20 protein-coding genes and 1 tRNA gene are annotated in these 16,036 nt (G+C 44.2%); 10 read left to right on the top strand and 11 right to left on the bottom strand.

Features of this window, described 5'->3' with window-relative positions:
* Nucleotides 1-517 precede the first annotated feature (517 nt).
* Nucleotides 518-859: a hypothetical protein gene (locus tag QZ918_RS21880; protein WP_293150273.1), complete on the bottom strand. Its 342-nt coding sequence runs from the start codon at nt 857-859 to the stop codon at nt 518-520.
* 329 nt (nt 860-1,188) lie between these two features.
* Between QZ918_RS21880 and QZ918_RS21875 the strand changes: the two genes are divergently transcribed.
* Entirely contained in the window at nt 1,189-1,485 is a 297-nt protein-coding gene (locus tag QZ918_RS21875) for a DUF433 domain-containing protein (RefSeq protein ID WP_293338316.1), read from the top strand.
* A 48-nt stretch (nt 1,486-1,533) separates the two neighbouring features.
* Here the strand turns inward: QZ918_RS21875 and QZ918_RS21870 are convergent, their stop codons facing one another.
* The 10 genes from QZ918_RS21870 to QZ918_RS21825 all read right to left on the bottom strand — a co-directional run bounded on the left by QZ918_RS21870 (nt 1,534) and on the right by QZ918_RS21825 (nt 9,338).
* The gene (locus QZ918_RS21870) at nt 1,534-2,184 is read right to left on the bottom strand and encodes a DUF1287 domain-containing protein (protein WP_293338314.1); all 651 of its coding nucleotides are present in this window, start codon (nt 2,182-2,184) and stop codon (nt 1,534-1,536) included.
* A gap of 209 nt (nt 2,185-2,393) precedes the next feature.
* Complete coding sequence (locus tag QZ918_RS21865) at nt 2,394-2,711, bottom strand: type II toxin-antitoxin system Phd/YefM family antitoxin (protein ID WP_293338312.1); 318 nt, start codon at nt 2,709-2,711, stop codon at nt 2,394-2,396.
* A 441-nt stretch (nt 2,712-3,152) separates the two neighbouring features.
* Nucleotides 3,153-4,604, bottom strand: a complete 1,452-nt coding sequence (locus QZ918_RS21860; RefSeq protein ID WP_293338310.1) for a vWA domain-containing protein — start codon at nt 4,602-4,604, stop codon at nt 3,153-3,155.
* 357 nt (nt 4,605-4,961) lie between these two features.
* A complete protein-coding gene (locus QZ918_RS21855) occupies nt 4,962-5,426 on the bottom strand; it encodes a hypothetical protein (protein ID WP_293338308.1) in 465 nt (154 codons plus the stop codon).
* A gap of 55 nt (nt 5,427-5,481) precedes the next feature.
* Nucleotides 5,482-6,153, bottom strand: a complete 672-nt coding sequence (locus QZ918_RS21850; protein WP_293338306.1) for a hypothetical protein — start codon at nt 6,151-6,153, stop codon at nt 5,482-5,484.
* A gap of 681 nt (nt 6,154-6,834) precedes the next feature.
* Nucleotides 6,835-6,902, bottom strand: a tRNA-Lys gene (locus QZ918_RS21845).
* 499 nt (nt 6,903-7,401) lie between these two features.
* Nucleotides 7,402-7,602 carry a hypothetical protein gene (locus QZ918_RS21840; protein ID WP_293150288.1) on the bottom strand — a complete coding sequence of 67 codons (201 nt, stop codon included), beginning with the start codon at nt 7,600-7,602 and terminating at the stop codon, nt 7,402-7,404.
* Between the two features lie 137 nt (nt 7,603-7,739).
* Nucleotides 7,740-7,940, bottom strand: a complete 201-nt coding sequence (locus QZ918_RS21835; protein WP_293338304.1) for a radical SAM protein — start codon at nt 7,938-7,940, stop codon at nt 7,740-7,742.
* A 325-nt stretch (nt 7,941-8,265) separates the two neighbouring features.
* On the bottom strand, nt 8,266-9,228 hold the full coding sequence (locus tag QZ918_RS21830; protein WP_293338302.1) for a GNAT family N-acetyltransferase: 963 nt from the start codon (nt 9,226-9,228) through the stop codon (nt 8,266-8,268).
* A complete protein-coding gene (locus QZ918_RS21825; RefSeq protein ID WP_293338300.1) occupies nt 9,180-9,338 on the bottom strand; it encodes a hypothetical protein in 159 nt (52 codons plus the stop codon). The genes QZ918_RS21830 and QZ918_RS21825 overlap by 49 nt, the downstream gene beginning before the upstream one ends.
* 239 nt (nt 9,339-9,577) lie before the next feature.
* Here QZ918_RS21825 and cpeB point away from each other — a divergent pair, with 239 nt between their 5' ends.
* The 9 genes from cpeB (at nt 9,578) to QZ918_RS21780 (ending at nt 15,955) form a co-directional block, all read left to right on the top strand.
* Complete coding sequence (gene cpeB, locus QZ918_RS21820) at nt 9,578-10,132, top strand: phycoerythrin subunit beta (protein ID WP_293150294.1); 555 nt, start codon at nt 9,578-9,580, stop codon at nt 10,130-10,132.
* Nucleotides 10,133-10,208: 76 nt separating this feature from the next.
* A complete protein-coding gene (cpeA, locus tag QZ918_RS21815; RefSeq protein ID WP_293150296.1) occupies nt 10,209-10,703 on the top strand; it encodes a C-phycoerythrin subunit alpha in 495 nt (164 codons plus the stop codon).
* A gap of 191 nt (nt 10,704-10,894) precedes the next feature.
* Nucleotides 10,895-11,074: a hypothetical protein gene (locus QZ918_RS21810; RefSeq protein ID WP_293338298.1), complete on the top strand. Its 180-nt coding sequence runs from the start codon at nt 10,895-10,897 to the stop codon at nt 11,072-11,074.
* A gap of 64 nt (nt 11,075-11,138) precedes the next feature.
* Nucleotides 11,139-12,413: a C-phycoerythrin alpha-cysteine-82 phycoerythrobilin lyase CpeY gene (cpeY, locus tag QZ918_RS21805; protein ID WP_293338296.1), complete on the top strand. Its 1,275-nt coding sequence runs from the start codon at nt 11,139-11,141 to the stop codon at nt 12,411-12,413.
* A gap of 94 nt (nt 12,414-12,507) precedes the next feature.
* Nucleotides 12,508-13,119: a HEAT repeat domain-containing protein gene (locus tag QZ918_RS21800; RefSeq protein WP_293338294.1), complete on the top strand. Its 612-nt coding sequence runs from the start codon at nt 12,508-12,510 to the stop codon at nt 13,117-13,119.
* A 61-nt stretch (nt 13,120-13,180) separates the two neighbouring features.
* Nucleotides 13,181-14,551, top strand: a complete 1,371-nt coding sequence (locus QZ918_RS21795; RefSeq protein WP_293338292.1) for an AAA family ATPase — start codon at nt 13,181-13,183, stop codon at nt 14,549-14,551.
* A complete protein-coding gene (locus tag QZ918_RS21790) occupies nt 14,551-15,132 on the top strand; it encodes a hypothetical protein (protein ID WP_293338291.1) in 582 nt (193 codons plus the stop codon). The genes QZ918_RS21795 and QZ918_RS21790 overlap by 1 nt, the downstream gene beginning before the upstream one ends.
* Nucleotides 15,133-15,320: 188 nt before the next feature.
* Nucleotides 15,321-15,596 carry a ribbon-helix-helix domain-containing protein gene (locus QZ918_RS21785; protein WP_293150304.1) on the top strand — a complete coding sequence of 92 codons (276 nt, stop codon included), beginning with the start codon at nt 15,321-15,323 and terminating at the stop codon, nt 15,594-15,596.
* Complete coding sequence (locus QZ918_RS21780) at nt 15,593-15,955, top strand: type II toxin-antitoxin system PemK/MazF family toxin (RefSeq protein WP_293338289.1); 363 nt, start codon at nt 15,593-15,595, stop codon at nt 15,953-15,955. The genes QZ918_RS21785 and QZ918_RS21780 overlap by 4 nt, the downstream gene beginning before the upstream one ends.
* The last annotated feature ends 81 nt before the right edge of the window (nt 15,956-16,036 follow it).

Raw genomic sequence — 16,036 nt, 5'->3', positions numbered from 1 at the left:
CTACAAACCTATTTTCTTATACGGTTTGTAGTGAGGACTTTAGTCCGCAGAAAAAGAAGGACTGAAGTCCTCACTACAAACCTATTTTCTTATACGGTTTGTAGTGAGGACTTTAGTCCGCAGAAAAGAAGGACTGAAGTCCTCACTACAAACCTATTTTCTTATACGGTTTGTAGTGAGGACTTTAGTCCGCAGAAAAAGAAGGACTGAAGTCCTCACTACAAACCTATTTTCTTATACGGTTTGTAGTGAGGACTTTAGTCCGCAGAAAAAGAAGGACTGAAGTCCTCACTACAAACCTATTTTCTTATGCGCTCGTTTTGTGGGGATATGATATCAATGCTTCTGCCCAAAATAGACTATTTTATATGCGGCGTCACTGCGAAAACCACAGTAAAACTATGGTATATCCTAAGCACCGGAGAAAACAAAAGTAAAATTAGGGTGCGCCACAAGCACCGCAAACACCCGAGTACAAGTAGTAAAAGTAGGGTGCGCCGCAGCGCACCTTACCAAATTAATCTCCTACTTCAGAGGTAACTGCATCCGGCGGCAGCAAACTTTCTAATCTATCTTTAGACCAGTATTCAGTAGGATAGGCGAGTGCAATAATATCAGAAAGTCGAATTAACCACGTAACTTGTCCGTAAGCATCGGTATTTTCCCCGTGTTCGTTAGGGGGAACTATCACCAAAAGTTCAGCAAACTCCCCGAACAAATTAATCGGGATGCCGCCGAAACTACTATTATTTGTTTTAATCCAAACTTTACTGCCTCGATCGAGGGCTTCTTGGAGTCGCTGGGACAGCAAAGTGGATTTTTTGACCTGGGATTTTTTGGCTTTCGACTTTTTTCCCATAGTTTTAAGAAGTTAAAGTAGTTGTACTGTGAGTTGCACGGTGGGTTACACAGTGGGTGGAGATCGAAGTGCGATCGCCTTCTAGGGCTTCGCTAACGCGATTTGCTATTGAAACTGACAAAATGAAAAAAGACGATCGCCCGATCGGCACCCTACCAGTCTAGTCTATAAGAAAGTGCCGCACTGCGATCGTCATAACAATTTAATTACAAAATTGGGAAATCACCTGCGATATCAATTTACAGAGAGAGTTAACAGTCCCAGTATTTATACTGGGTCTGAATGCAGTATAATCAGCGAAGTCTTCCCAAATCGTTTAACTTAAAATAATGGACTGGCGAAAGCTCATTCATCCCAACCCGAAAACTTCAACAATTCAACCACCAGCGGCAGAAACTCGATTGTCTGTAGAATTCCTGTTGGGGCTGTTTGCGGCGGGATGGACTGAAGAGCAAGTTTTAGAGAAATATCCTACACTCACTTCTCCCAAGCTGCGCGCTGCTTTGGCTGCTGCGGATTCGCAGTTAGTTTCATCCATCGCGAATCCTGAGTTACTGGAAATTATCGAGAAAATTAGAGAAGAGTTGATAATCGGGAAAAAGTTGCCACTTGAGAAGATTGATTGAGGGAGATGTTTGGGAGTGGAGTAAAGTGCGATCGACTTTCGATGCAATTCAAAAATATCGATAATGGCCGATAATCTTCCAATTGAAGAGCACATCTTCCAATTTAGTCCCTGCACCGATATTGTGAACGATCGCAAATCTTCCCGAGGGCGATCGCACGTTGCTAACTATCCCGATATGAGACTCGCCTCCGCCTAGATTCCATGTTACTACATCCCCCGGTTGATAATTAGCTGCATTGTCAGTAATCGGTAACGATTTACCTTTTCTTTCAAAAAATACCATCAAATTAGGCACTCGGCGATGATCGATATTCGGATCTGTGGCGGTCAAATTCCAATCTTTTGGATAGGCGGCAAAGTTCTGTCGCATATCTTGATGTACCTCTTGTTGCAAATCCACTTTTGCTTGGCGAAATGCGCGAATTATGACATCCGTGCAAACACCTGTAGTCATCGGTACATCGCCACCAGGGTAGGGAATCGCTACATAAGCAGGATCGTAGGAATTGGTGATTTTAGTTTGGGCGATCGCATTATCGAGCACTTGACGAACTATCGGCGAAGTCACCGGAACTGTTTCGGGATTTAACTGGACAGTTGGAACAGAAATTGGCTGGAGGCTTTTTAGCGATTGACACGCAACACAGAGATAACTAATAATTAGAATAAACCAAAGAGTTTGCAAGCGACAGTACATTATTCAATCTCAATTTTTGCCTAAATTTTCTCTAACTCGTTCCCGAAACTCCAACACCGCCTTCAGGGGATTGGGGCGTTGAGGTATGTTGTTGGGCTTGGGCCCTAAGAGTTTAGTAGTTATATAAGCTGTCAGTTATACCTCATCTTTTTGAAAAAGGCTATACATAGTCTGCCAGCGTTGAAGATTGCGATTTGGTCATCAATGGTTTAACTGGCGATCGCTACCTCATTTTCAGTATCGTCATCTTCATCAAGTCCAAATCTTTTGCAAATTTCATCGAGTGTTTGAGGTTGAATGACTCTTGATTTAGCTCGCTTCAGTGCCGTTAACAAGCGAGTTGCATTGGCAGGCGATCGCAGCAAATAAAGCGTTTCTAGCAAGCTTTCTAATTCTGCCTCAGAAATTAAAACCGCATTTTTGCCGTTAGATCTAGTAATAACTATTACTTCCCCAGTTTCAACAGCGCGATCGCAGAGATTTTCTAAATTTGCTTGAGCTTCAATGTATGCAATCTCAGTTGACATAAAATTCTAACTCCCACTCAATTTGCGAGCAGGCCCCGCCAGCTTTACTGACGAGCCATACTCGATTATATCATTTATCAGAATTCATGAGTTTTAAACCCCCGCAGGTTGGTCTATATGGAGAGCATCTCAGCTTTGTATTTATAGTGCCAGCACCTCAAGAGTTCGCGTATTGTACAATACGCGAGTTTTTCAGCTCGCACTCAAAGAAAAAAAGCTTTTTACAAAACTGAGATACTCCCGGTGTAATGTTTTTAGAGTGGGGTGTAATATCATATCCGGTCAATTACCATAACAATCAAAGTTTGTAGTGCGGACTTCAGTCCGCATTATACGGACTGAAGTCCGCACTACGAACCTATTTTATTGCGGTCAACCGACAAAATATGATATAAATCCCCATAGAAAAAACCTCCTACGACCTCTGTCAACTGTCAACTGTCAACTGTCAACTGTCAACTGTTTATCATCCCTGACTGGCAAAGCCACATCCAGAATTTCCATCAACAATTCCAGCCGCGAAGGACGAGACAACATTGGCACTAAGTTGGGCAGCGAGTAATAATCACCCGCAAACGTAAACGTTTCTACCGAAACTTGCTTCTCCTTCAATTGTTTTTCAACATATTCGCAGTAAGCGCCAACTCGCACAATCACCACATCAGGAATTACGCCCAAAGTCTGGCAGTATTTCTGATAAGCATCTGCAAAATAAGGTGAAGCGTTTTCGCCTTCATCTGTTACCATAATGAATTGCTCAACTACCTGCTTCTTAATCCGCATTGCTTCGATCGCGCAACCGCAACTTGTGCCGCCGCCTGCGCGAATGTGCTTGAATGCGCGCTCCCAATCGGTCAATTCGCTGCCGTTTGCTTGCACTGGATACGGCATCGTGTCAAAGGCGTAGACGTACAGCGCAGCCTCGGAAATGCCCGAAATCATGGCAGCGAGACGCTTGCCAACTTCGATCGCACTTTCCATACTTCCCGACTTGTCAACCAACAAACCGGTGGCTTTAACAATCTTGCCGCGCTTCTTCACCTGTTCGTTAGTCACCGCTTCCAGCTTCGCCGCCGTGGCTGCGTCGAACTTCGCGCCCGCACCGGCAACACTCGCTTTGTATGCAGAAACTCGATCGCACTTGGCGGCTTCATCTAACTTCGAGTCAATCAACAGCTTGACATCCGGGTGATCCATCGCACCGCGAGACTGAATCGATTTCAGGTTGTTGATTACTTCCTGCGGCGACATCGAGTTAATCAGGGCTGCTAATACCGTTGGCGTCAGCATTTTGATCGCACCAATCGCGATCGTATAGGGAATCTTGTACTCAACAATCAAATTCGCCTGTTCCGCAGGAGTCGCAGCCTTTGCTAACTGCTTCAAAACAAATGCCAGCGAGTCTTCCGGTGGATTGTCTTTAAACAGAATAGCATTAGCTCGATCGCTCGGCTTGACGTGCAGAGTCGCGTATAAGTGCTTCATCGCCTTGCGGTTGCGGATGGCGGCGCGATCGAAAAACTGGGGATTCTTTTCGCGCGATCGCAGATAGCGAGTGACAGCAGTGCGCGCGCTGCGAGGCAGCTTATTCTGGTGCTGCTTCATAAAGTCCACAATCCTCGAAACCTCGTAGGGTGGGAACTCTTGTAACATCATAAATCCGGCATCTCGGTGCTCTGTGAGCGCCGAAGTCAGCAAGTTTCCGGCAAAAACTTCCTTGTGGTCGCGCACGTCGCCGTGACGTTGATACCACACGGCTAAATGACCGTAAAAAATCGGATCTAATTCGATAATTAACTTGTGAATTTCTGTCACCTTTTCCAGTTGGCGGTGAGGTGTGGTGAGCAGACTGTTAAGCATTTCTAAACGTAAATCGCGCTCTGCTGTATTCATTGGTGCTGCCTCCAGTTGTGGTTTTGGATTGGCGATTTTGGATTTTCAATGATTAGGAATATCCAAAAATCAGCGGTGGCAGTTGTTGCACGCTTGGCAATGAATATCGGAGTCACCGCGCAAGTTTGAGGAGCTTTATTTTTTTAACCTTAATAGGGTTGGTATGTAATACCATTTTTCTGTGAAGCGGCATAGAATCTGATCCCCCCTAACCCCCCTTAATAAGGGGGGGACAAGAGTTACTCAAAGTCCCCCTTCTTAAGGGGGATTTAGGGGGATCCGGATATGTGCAACTTCATATTAAATTGGTATGTAAGCTCTTCGGATTGGGGCGCGGCAACAACTGCTATTTTAAAACTATTTCAGGCAAAATTCTGGGATTTGGATCGCCATTAAATCCGGTTCAACCCAATTATTCCGGGCTTCCCAAGACATCAGGTGTTCGCGGGTGTAGTGGTGAAAGGGTAAAGTGCGATCGCTATATTCTGCAATCAAACCGTTAGCTAAATGTACGATCGAGCGATTCCGGCCTCTATCTGCCAGATACTCGCGCACATTTTGCGCCCAAAACAGGGTTAGCGTTTCGTGATATCCGCTGTTTGGCGTGCTTTCAATGCCATGCACAGAGTTATAACGTTTGATGCCATTGCGAATCGCAGCGATCGCCTCTGAGTCCGATTCGCCCAGCAGAAAATACCATAAAGCAACGGTTAAATGTGCTTCGTGCGTCCACTCGCTGCGCGGGAGGGTGCATTCTTGGAAGCCGTGGAGGAGGGTATCTATCTCGTAGGGCGATCTGTAAATTGGAACTTTTTTGTTCATGGCTAATACCACAGTTCTTTTTGAGGACTAAAGTCCTCACTACAAACCAAGTCTTCTAACTTTTACTGAGTTGTTCGGTGATGAACTTAATTTGCTTCTTGTTGCATTGACGTTTGCTCGTCGTGTACTTCCATGTTTTGACACGGGAGTAATATTTAGTTACCTCCAATTCTTCCATATCTGCCAGCTCAAAAAGATACCAAATGCCATCTATCTTTCGATAATGATGGTAATCATCGATTTTGAGAAAATCATCAGGCTTTTTTGGAGGCAACTTTCGTACCTTATTTGCCAAGCAGAGTATCTGCGTCTCAGGGTGAACGTAAAGTTCCTCCCTCCAAGAACCAAGTTGGCGCCCATATCGGCGATCGTAAACAATTCCATCAATCAACACAGCATCTCTTTCAACATAACCCCAAACATGGGAGAGAATATGTTTTCCAGACAGCGTAGTTATATCAAGAATTTGACACAATTCGTGGTAGACATCATCCCAATCTTGTCCTACTTTGCTCCGCAGCCAGCGAGATAAAGGCCCCAGACAATCAGAAAAATATTTGCTTTTTCTTTTCAGCTTGAGTAGATAAGGGTTAAAGATTCCATCTGTGCAAGCTGCCTCAGTGATTTCTTTCAGATGTCTCCGGTTTCCTGGAACTTTTTTTAAGCTAGATCTCCAGCCACCGCGAGGCCGTTCGATGACGATTCTATCTAATCGATGTTCGCTCATAGCAATTGAAAATTGTAAGTTAAATTATTCTACTCATGGATGAACTTTTGAAAAAAAACAGATTTGTTTACCTAATCTACGGACTATCCCGAATAAAAAGCGTAATAAACCTGGTTTCTAGCCACCCACGAGCAATTCATGTAAAACTTGATAAGATTTAAAACACTTCGCGCAAGTCAAAAAAGCTTTAAACACAGCCGTCATTACCAGTTTTAGCTAGCAGTGGACACGCAAACCTAATCTAGAACGAGAGACTCGGAATGCTTCGCTAATTCGATCGCTCGAATGTCGCTACCTTAGGGCCGTTATATTTACGAAAGTGTGTAAGCTTCATCAGTTAGGGCGCGAAATGTTTCGTTTGTAACAAGGAATTTAGTTATTGAAAAATTGGAAGTTCCGCGCAAGTTTGAAAAAGCGGTTTAACATACCGATTGCTCTACCCCTGAGCTACAGCCTCTTAAACGAGACTGACAGGATTTGAACCTGCGACCAATTGGTTGAATTGTGTGTATGCGCTTCCTATGTTAGGGCGCGGAACTGAAAATACAGGCTTGTAGTGAGGACTTCAGTCCTTCTTCTTCTGCGGACTAAAGTCCTCACTACAAACCTTTTTTACGAAGAAAATGAATCAAAATGTTTTGAGAAAAAAGTCACTTCGCGCAAGTCAAGAAAGCCGTTGTTCATACGCAGGAGTTGAACCCGCAACCTTTTCTTTAAGAGAGAAATGCTCTACCAAGAGCTAGTATGTAAGCTTCCTTTGTGAGGGCGCGAAGTGGAACTTTTAACCGCGTGATAGCATATATGGTAGGGTGCGTCAGATCCGAAATATTCGATAATTGCTTGAGAACTTTGTCTGACGCACCCTACAAATCAACGATTGTGTAACTTCAAGTATGAGAGGTGGCGCACGAGTCAGAGAAGCTTTGTTTTTTAAGCCTCGCGGCAAAGTAAAATTGATTGCTCCAATCCTCTTTCTTCTATATAGAGGTCGGTCTCAAACTGTCAACTGTCAACTGTCAACTGTCAACTGTCAAACAGTTTGTAAGCTTCTTTAGTTGGGGTGCGCCTGACAATTGATGATTTTTTATACCGCGCAAGTTTGAAAAGCTTTTGACAACTTCTAGCGTGTTTACCATTTCACCATAAAAGCCGAAGCCTTCAGCGGGACTTGAACCCGCAATCTTTTCAGAACTAGAACCCTAATGTGTGTATGCTTCTCGAATTAGGGCGCGGAATAAAAGCAAATTCCTAGCCGTAAACTGCCTCTGGGCGAACAATTAAATCACCGCTGGGACGGCGATCGAGGACGTAAGACTCGAAGCGATCGCTCTTGACATCAAAATGATTGGCTAGACGTTCCTGAATTGTTTTGTCGCTCATTCCTGCCGTGATACCCAGTTGGTTTTCTGCCACATCATAGGAACGTCCTTCAAAACGAATGTGAACCATAACTGTTACCTCCTTAAGCGATTTTAGATTTTAGATTTTAGATTTTAGATTTTGAATTAGTAGCTTTCCTACTCTTTAGTTGTGGCGTTAGTCGGTAAAATTTGCCAGCATTCGCATCTGCGCCCGCACGACAGTTTTTACACAAACAAACGCCGCTCTAAATGGTAAGCTTGTTTGAGATGGCGGATTTCTTCAGTCTTTTGGGCCGATCGCACTCGATCGCAACTGTGCTGTTCTGAATCCGCCCCAGATTCGTTGAAATTCGGCTGTTTTGGTACAATATCTGACTCAGGTGGAGTCAGTCTGTAACTGAACAGTCCCGTGAAAAGTAACAACATGACAATTAAGTCTCTATTGCAAGACTTTCAAATTGATGTTCCTTGAAATCTCGAACGCTATTTAGTTGTCAAGGTTCAGATTTGGTACGGAAAATACAGGTTTTTGGCTCTCCTGCCCTTTCCATATGTTTATACTACACGCATACTACAGAAGTGTCAAGGGGGTAGGAAAAGTTTTTTGATTTTGGCTAAAACCCTCTAGAAAAGCACAAATCCGAGGGACACAGGGTACGCAGCCTGTTCCGGAGTAGCTACTAGGTATTAGGTGTGAAGTTTAGGTTTTAGGTGGGGAACTGTCAACTATCAACTGTCAACTGTCAACTGTTTAAACATCCTTAATATAAGAAATGCTATTGCGAATATTGTGGAACCCCGCAGACTCGTAAAGTCTTAATGCACCGGAAGGATTTGCAGCATCCACGCCGAGAATCGCAGTTTCGACACCGGCAGCTTTTAGTCGTTGCAAACCAGCCAGCAACATCGCCCGTCCCAATCCAAGTTTGCGGAAACCGCGCCGCGTACCGAGAACAGCAATCCAGCCTTCATTTCGTCCAGTGCGATCGTTCTCTTCGGGATTAATTTCACAGTAGCAAAAAGCGGCAAAAGTGCCGTCAGCAGCAACTGCGATCAAGTCTAAATCATTTCTGTAATCAGGTTGGGCAAAATGGTATTTGAATTTTTCAACCGTTAAATCGTGGTGATTCCAGTGATCGATAAACGACTGGTTGAACATTTCAACCCAAGCTTCCGCATCCTCTTCGCCGGGGAATTGACGCAACACAAAACCTTCGGGGAATTGCGGTTCTGGAATCGGTTCCGCAAGCGATCGCGCCATGCGGAAAAAATAGCGATCGGCCTTAAAACCGCAACTCGTTAGCAAAGAAATGCGATCGCACTCATCAGCCCGAGTCGAGGATCGAAGCTTTACGGGTGAACCGCGCACAGCAGATACTTCGCGCATCCGCACTTCACCCCAGGCGATCGCACTTGCTTCCACATCACCTCCCCGCATCTGGGGGTGAACGCGAAACCACAGCCAACCGTCTGTTACTTCCGCTGGTTCAGAAATCGACAACTGAGCGAAACCGATTAATTTGCCACTTGCATCTTCCCAAAGGCAGATATCGCGCGCTAAATCTAGGGACGGTTGGTTAAATTCTTGTTGCAATTCCGAGATAGAAATGCCTTCCTCAAGCCGATCGACTGCTTCGCAAGTATTGATTAAATCGGCGATCGCACTTAAATCGCGATCGCCCGCGTAAGAGCGTACCGACAGATTTGTCGCCATAACCTTACCTCTTCCGGATTATTGATAATTTTACGAATAGCTTGGGCGATCGTACTTCCACCGATCGGATCGCCCGAAAGGTCGATCGGTCTTAAACGTCCTCTAACCACGGAAACTCATATTTTTGTCTGTCCTCTGCTTGCCGATCTTATACTACACGTATAATACAAGCCTGTCAAGAGAACCGCAGAAATGTGCTTTTAGCAACCAAAGTAACAAATTGTTACTTTGTTTCTCAGGAATGAGACCTCTGTCTCAGTCCTTAGATATATTCAAGACCATCAAGTTCGTCACCAAGTTGACCAACTGAGATAAAAAATAATTTTTCGTCTAAGTTAAGGAGAACTCAATGCTTGACGCTTTTTCAAGAGCTGTAGTTTCAGCCGATGCCAGCACCTCCACCGTTGGTGATATTGCTGCCCTTAGAGCTTTCGTTGCCAGCGGCAACCGACGCTTGGATGCTGTAAACGCGATCGCCAGCAACGCTAGCTGCATGGTTTCTGACGCTGTTGCCGGTATGATCTGCGAAAACCAAGGCTTGATCCAAGCCGGTGGTAACTGCTACCCTAACCGTCGCATGGCTGCTTGCTTGCGCGATGCAGAAATCATCCTCCGTTATGTCACCTACGCTTTGTTGGCTGGTGATGCTTCAGTTCTTGATGACCGTTGCTTGAATGGTTTGAAAGAAACCTATGCAGCTTTGGGCGTACCCACCACCTCCACCGTGCGTGCAGTTCAAATCATGAAGGCTCAAGCCGCTGCTCACATCCAAGACAACCCCAGCGAAAAATTTGCTGGTGCTAAGTTGCGGAAAATGGGAACAATCGTAGTTGAAGATCGTTGCGCTAGCTTGGTTGCTGAATCTTCCAGCTACTTCGATCGCATCATTTCTGCCCTGAGCTAGTTTATTGCTAATCGCAATTCGCTCAGCAAAATAGAAACTACGCTCACAATCAAAATCAGTTTAGGAGATTTAGGAAATGAAATCAGTTCTCACCACCGCGATTGCTTCTGCTGATGCAGCAGGACGCTTCCCTAGCACCTCAGATTTAGAATCAGTACAAGGTTCTATCCAACGCTCTGCTGCTCGTTTAGAAGCTGCTGAAAAATTGGGCGCCAACCTGGATGCAGTTGCTAAAGAAGCTTATGATGCTTGCATCAAAAAGTATCCTTACTTGAACGAAGCCGGTCAAGCTAACTCCACCGATACTTTCAAAGCAAAATGCCACCGCGACATCAAGCACTACCTGCGCTTGGTTCAATACTGCTTGGTAGTTGGCGGCACAGGCCCTCTTGATGAATGGGGTATTGCTGGTCAACGCGAAGTCTATCGCGCTTTGAGCTTGCCTACTGCTCCTTACGTTGAAGCATTGAGCTTTGCTCGTAACCGCGGTTGCACTCCTCGCGATATGTCTGCTCAAGCTTTGACTGAGTACAATGCTCTTCTTGACTACGCCATCAACTCCCTGTCCTAATTAATTTAGACAGGTTTGTAATGTCGTGACCGGGTAATTTTTACCCCGACAAGTCTAGGAAATCTTGGCTCGTTGCTCTACCGATTTCGGTAAAGTAAGGGTAAAGAATTCCTGGGCTTGTTATTTTGTTTAAATAGAGATATGCTGTTAGATCGAGTCCGATCGATTACCAATAAGAAAAACGGTTTGTAGTGCGGACTTTAGTCCGCAAGATGGAGCGGACTCAAGTCCGCACTACGAACGCTAAGCCGGTTTGTAGTGCGGACTTCAGTCCGCAAGATGGAGCCCGCACTACGAACGCTAAGCCGGTTTGTAGTGCGGACTTCAGTCCGCAAGATGGAGCGGACTCAAGTCCGCACTACGAACGCTAGGAACTTATTATTGCGGTCATTCAAGCGGAATTGATATTACAATTAATCCCAGACGGCTAATTTTATGGATAAAAGATTTCTTAGTTTTTTTAATTTAACAGAAGACCAGGCGATCGCCCTTTTAGATACGCCACAAGACCAAATCGGCGAAGAAGATTCTCGCTACATAGCAGCTTCCCATTTGATAAACTTTCCCACAGAGCGATCGATCGCAGCACTGATGCGAGCAGTAGAGCAAACCGATCCATCCCTAGACAACCGGATTGTGCGCCGCAAGTCAGTGGAAACCTTGGGAAGACTCGAAGCTGTTCAAGCATTACCGGTGATTCGCACCTGTTTGAGCGATGATGATTGTTATACCGTCGAAAATGCCGTTTGGGCGATCGGCGAAATTGGCACTCAAGACAGCGATATTTTAGAAGAAGTAGCTCAATTGCTCGAAAAACCAGGACAAACCTACCGAGTAATCATCCACACCCTGACTAAATTAGATTATCAACCAGCCGAGACCAGAATTCGCAAATTTGTTAACGATCTCGATCCACCGACTGCTAGTGCTGCGATCGCCGCAATTTGCCGCCTCACCAGAGACTTTTCTAAAATGGGACAAGTTGTCGCCATGCTGCAACACAAAAACGTCCTAGGGCGCAGACTATCAATTCAGGATTTGATTGACGCCCACCACTACGAGGCCATTCCCAACATTGCCAAATGCCCCGTATCTTTAGTCTTTCGCCTCAGGGGAATTCGGATGCTAGCAGCAGCCGGAATCGCCGACAAATCCCTTACCTTTGGTACCATTCAACCCTATTTAGAACAAACCTTACGGGATGAACCAAGGGATTTAGATTTAGTCCACAGTTATGAAGAATTACCAGAATTACCTTTTCTGATTAACCAATTATACGAAACAGATTTTGGTCGTTGTTATCTAGCAACTAAAACAATTTTAGAACATTATTCAGAGGAGGCACCCGCTGCACTTTTTGCCACCTTTGCAGAAGAAGCAAACAATGACTATGGAGCGCATTTTCATGTAATAAAATTGTTTGGTTGGCTCAAACACTCTCCCGCCTACGATTTGTTACTGGAAGCTTTGAATAACCCCCAACCCCAGTTTCAGAAATCCCGTGCCGCCGCTGCGATCGCCCTAGGGGAGCTCGGAGAAAAACGTGCTATTCCAGAATTGCAAGCCTGTTTGGCAACAAAAATCTGGGATTTGCAGTATGCTGCCTTAATTGCCCTCGAAAAACTAGGCGATCTCAGCGCTTATCAAACCGATGCGACCAATCTCGATTGGTTAGTGCAAGCTAAAATAGAAGCTCATACTCGACTTTAAACCAAGATAACCTTCCTTCTATCCGTTACATCCGTTACATCCGTTACATCCGTTACAAAATCCGTTGCCGAACTTCCTTCTTCCTTCATAAATCATGACAACAGACGCTTTGTTTGAACAACTAAAACACCCGAATCCTCATATGCGCGATCGGGCGATGTATGAAATAGCCGATTCTCGCGATGAAAATACAATTCCTCGACTGGTGGCCATCTTAGATGACGAAGATGTGGTTTATCGTCGGGCGGCGGTGAAGGTGTTGGGTGCGATCGGCGAAGATGCCGTACCAGCGGTAGTTGACGCCTTATTAAACAGTGAAAACGTGACAGTGCGAGGAAGTGCAGCGAAAGCACTAGCACAAGTTGCGATTAACTATCCAGAGTTGTCTTTCCCGGAAGTCGGTTTGCAGGGATTGAAAAAGGCGATCGATGACGCTAATCCTGTGGTGCATATTGCAGCAGTGATGGCCTTGGGGCAGATGGGTTCGTCTGCCTTTGAGATTTTGGTTGAATCGCTGAATACAACGGATAATGTGGCGGTACAGGTGGCGATCGTGAGTGCGCTGGCTTCTGTGGGCGATCGGCGTTGTGTAGAAGTTCTCACCACATTTGCGAATGATGAAACCGTGGATTCCTACGTGCGGGAATCGGCGACAAGTTCCTTATCGCGGTTGGATTTGGTGATGAATTATAAGCGTGCGGAATAGTTAGGTTTATGGCTGCAAAAAGACTAAACTGAGACACATTGCAAATCTAAGGAAGACACCAATGAAAATCAAAGTCAAAAATCTTGGTGCTCTCAAGCAAGCCGAGTTCACCCTGGGTGAGTTGACAATTATTTGTGGTCGCAACAATACCGGGAAAACCTACGCTACCTATGCACTGTTTGGCTTTTTGTTTACTTGGCGGCAGATTTTGGCGATCGAAATCAACGACAACAAAATCCAGCAACTCCTTGCTGACGGCGTAATCCATCTAGACATACAAGAATATGTCAAACAGGCAGAGCAAATTGTTTTTAAAGCTTGTCAAGTTTATACACAGCAATTGCCTCAGATTTTTGCAGCACAGGCTAAACGATTTAAAAAAACAGAGTTTCAGGTAAACCTAGACATCAAAAATATTACCTTGGCAAGCCAATTTCAGTCAACACTAGGCTCTGCAAATGTCGAACTATTCTCGATGACCAAAAGAGAAGATAGTAGAGAATTAGTTGTCACCTTGCTAGTTGAAAAAGAAAAGGCAAAAATCCCCAATGAAATACTTAAAAAAACCATTGCCGATGCACTAAAACATATTATTTTTGCCGAAATTATTCCTCGTTCTTTTATCGCTAGTGCAGAAAGAACTGGTGCAGCTATTTTTCGCAAAGAGTTGAATTTTGCCCGTAATAGATTGCTTGAACAAATGGGTAAAGGCAACAATAATATCCATCCCATTGAACTCTTATTTAAGGCTTATCAGGACTATGCTTTGCCAATCAAAACAAACGTTGACTTTACGAGGGAACTGGAAACGATTGTCAAAAAAAGCAGTTTTCTTGCCGAGAAACATCCTGATATACTGGCAGATTTTGCTGACATAATCGGTGGTCAATACACTGTTACTCGTAATGATGAACTTTATTATGAGCCGAATGGTAAAAGGCTCAAGCTTTCTATGGATGAAAGTTCTAGTGCTGTGCGTTCTCTATTAGACATCGGTTTTTACCTAAAACATGAGGCTCAAATTGGCGATTTACTGATGATAGATGAACCCGAATTGAATCTACATCCTGAAAACCAGCGCCGCGTCGCACGGCTATTTGCCCGCTTGGTAAATCTGGGTATTAAGGTTTTTATCACTACCCACAGCGATTACATTATTAAAGAATTGAATACATTGATTATGCTTAACCACGACAAACCTCATCTGAAGCGAATTGCTGAAGAAGAAGGTTATCGAGAAGTAGAGCTAATTTCGGCTAACAAAATCAAAGTTTATATTGCGGAAGAGGTAGGGAAGACAACAACAAATAAATTTCAAACCCTGACACCAGCAGATATTGACCCTGAAATGGGTATTGAAGCCCGGAGTTTTGATACAACGATTGAAACAATGAACCGGATTCAGGAAGCGATTGTTTGGGGTGAGGATTGATGTCTGATATTGCGATCCTCAAAGAGATGATTCAAGAAACTGCTACAGTGCCATTGGAAGAACACAAAGGTAAAAAGCAAGTTACACTCAAAGAGCCTCTGCCTGCTGACTATTCTGTCACAATTGATGGAATGCCTGATGATGCTCAAGTTATTGTCATTAAAGCCGATGCTTTCCCAGCACCAAGCAAGATTTTTACCAGCTCAAAAGGTCAGTGCAAACGCGCAGATTTTGTCATCATTGCTGATACTCCCACAGAAAAAATCATCTTTTGTATTGAGATGAAGAAAAAGAAAGACCAGAATGCAAAAATTATCCAGCAACTAACGGGCGCAAAATGCTTTGTTGACTATTGTAAGGAAATCGGCAAAGCATTTTGGCATCAACAAAACTTCCTTGATGCTTATGAATATCGTTTTGTCAGTATCGGTCATATTAGCATTCCCAAAGGAAAAACACGCAATAATCGCTCAACTGAGACTAATGACCGTTTAACTGAGATTCACGATCGTCCGGATAGGATGCTCAAAATTAGTAGACCCAATAAACTTCAGTTCAATCATTTAATCGAGGGGAGATAGATAGTTTGGTAAACTTCAAAATCAGCGCTTCGGGACTGAGCTTTTACTTTCCAAACAACTTTTACCTTTTACCCTTTTCTCCTTTCAACCTTAAAACATCCTCGATCGCCTAATCCATCACTATTTTGAAAAAAAGAGTTAAGATAGATATCTAGAGAACATTCAGGTTTCATTTAGGAGTGATTTTCATGTCTAATCCTACAATTGAAGCAAAAATCAGTCTCCCTGCTAATTTACTAGAAGCGACTGATAAAGCAGTAAACCAGGGAAAAGCCAAGAGTCGTGATGAATTTATTATGCGGGCTATTTGTCGAGAATTAGCAGCGCTGAAACGAGCTGAAATTGATGAAGCACTAGCAGAAATGACAAGCGATCCAGAATATCAAGCTGAAGTTTTACAGATGGAGGCTGAATTTGCTACAGCTTCTTGGGAGGCTTTTAAATTAGCGGAGTCTCAAGAATGAAAAGAGGAGAGGTTTATTTAGCTCGTCTCGATCCTGTGGAAGGTTCTGAACAAGGGGGAAATCGTCCGGTGATTATAGTCAGTCGCGACGTAATTAATGCTAGTAGTCCAGTCGTTTTGGCAGTTCCCTGTACCACTTATCAACAAAACAAGCGCATTTTTCCATCTCAGGTTTTGATTAAAGCTCCTGATGGAGGATTAGAAAGGGATTCAATTGTTAAAGCGGATCAAGTGCGGGTATTGGCAAAAACTAGACTTTTGCAAATGCTGGGAAAGCTTTCAGAGGCAAAAATTGCCGAACTTAATCGCGCTTTAATGATTGCTTTAGATTTACCAGGACAAGATGATGAGGAAAGTTGAAAAATGGCAGACTAAGTATCGAGTGACGTTTGGTTGTTGTTTCAACAGTATCAATCAAAAAGATATCACGGCTGGTTAACT

The organism is Microcoleus sp. CAWBG58 (assembly GCF_020883045.1).
Lineage (GTDB): Bacteria > Cyanobacteriota > Cyanobacteriia > Cyanobacteriales > Microcoleaceae > Microcoleus.
The sequence above is the reverse complement of the archived record's forward strand: the minus strand, read 5'-3'. Positions and strand labels throughout refer to the sequence as shown.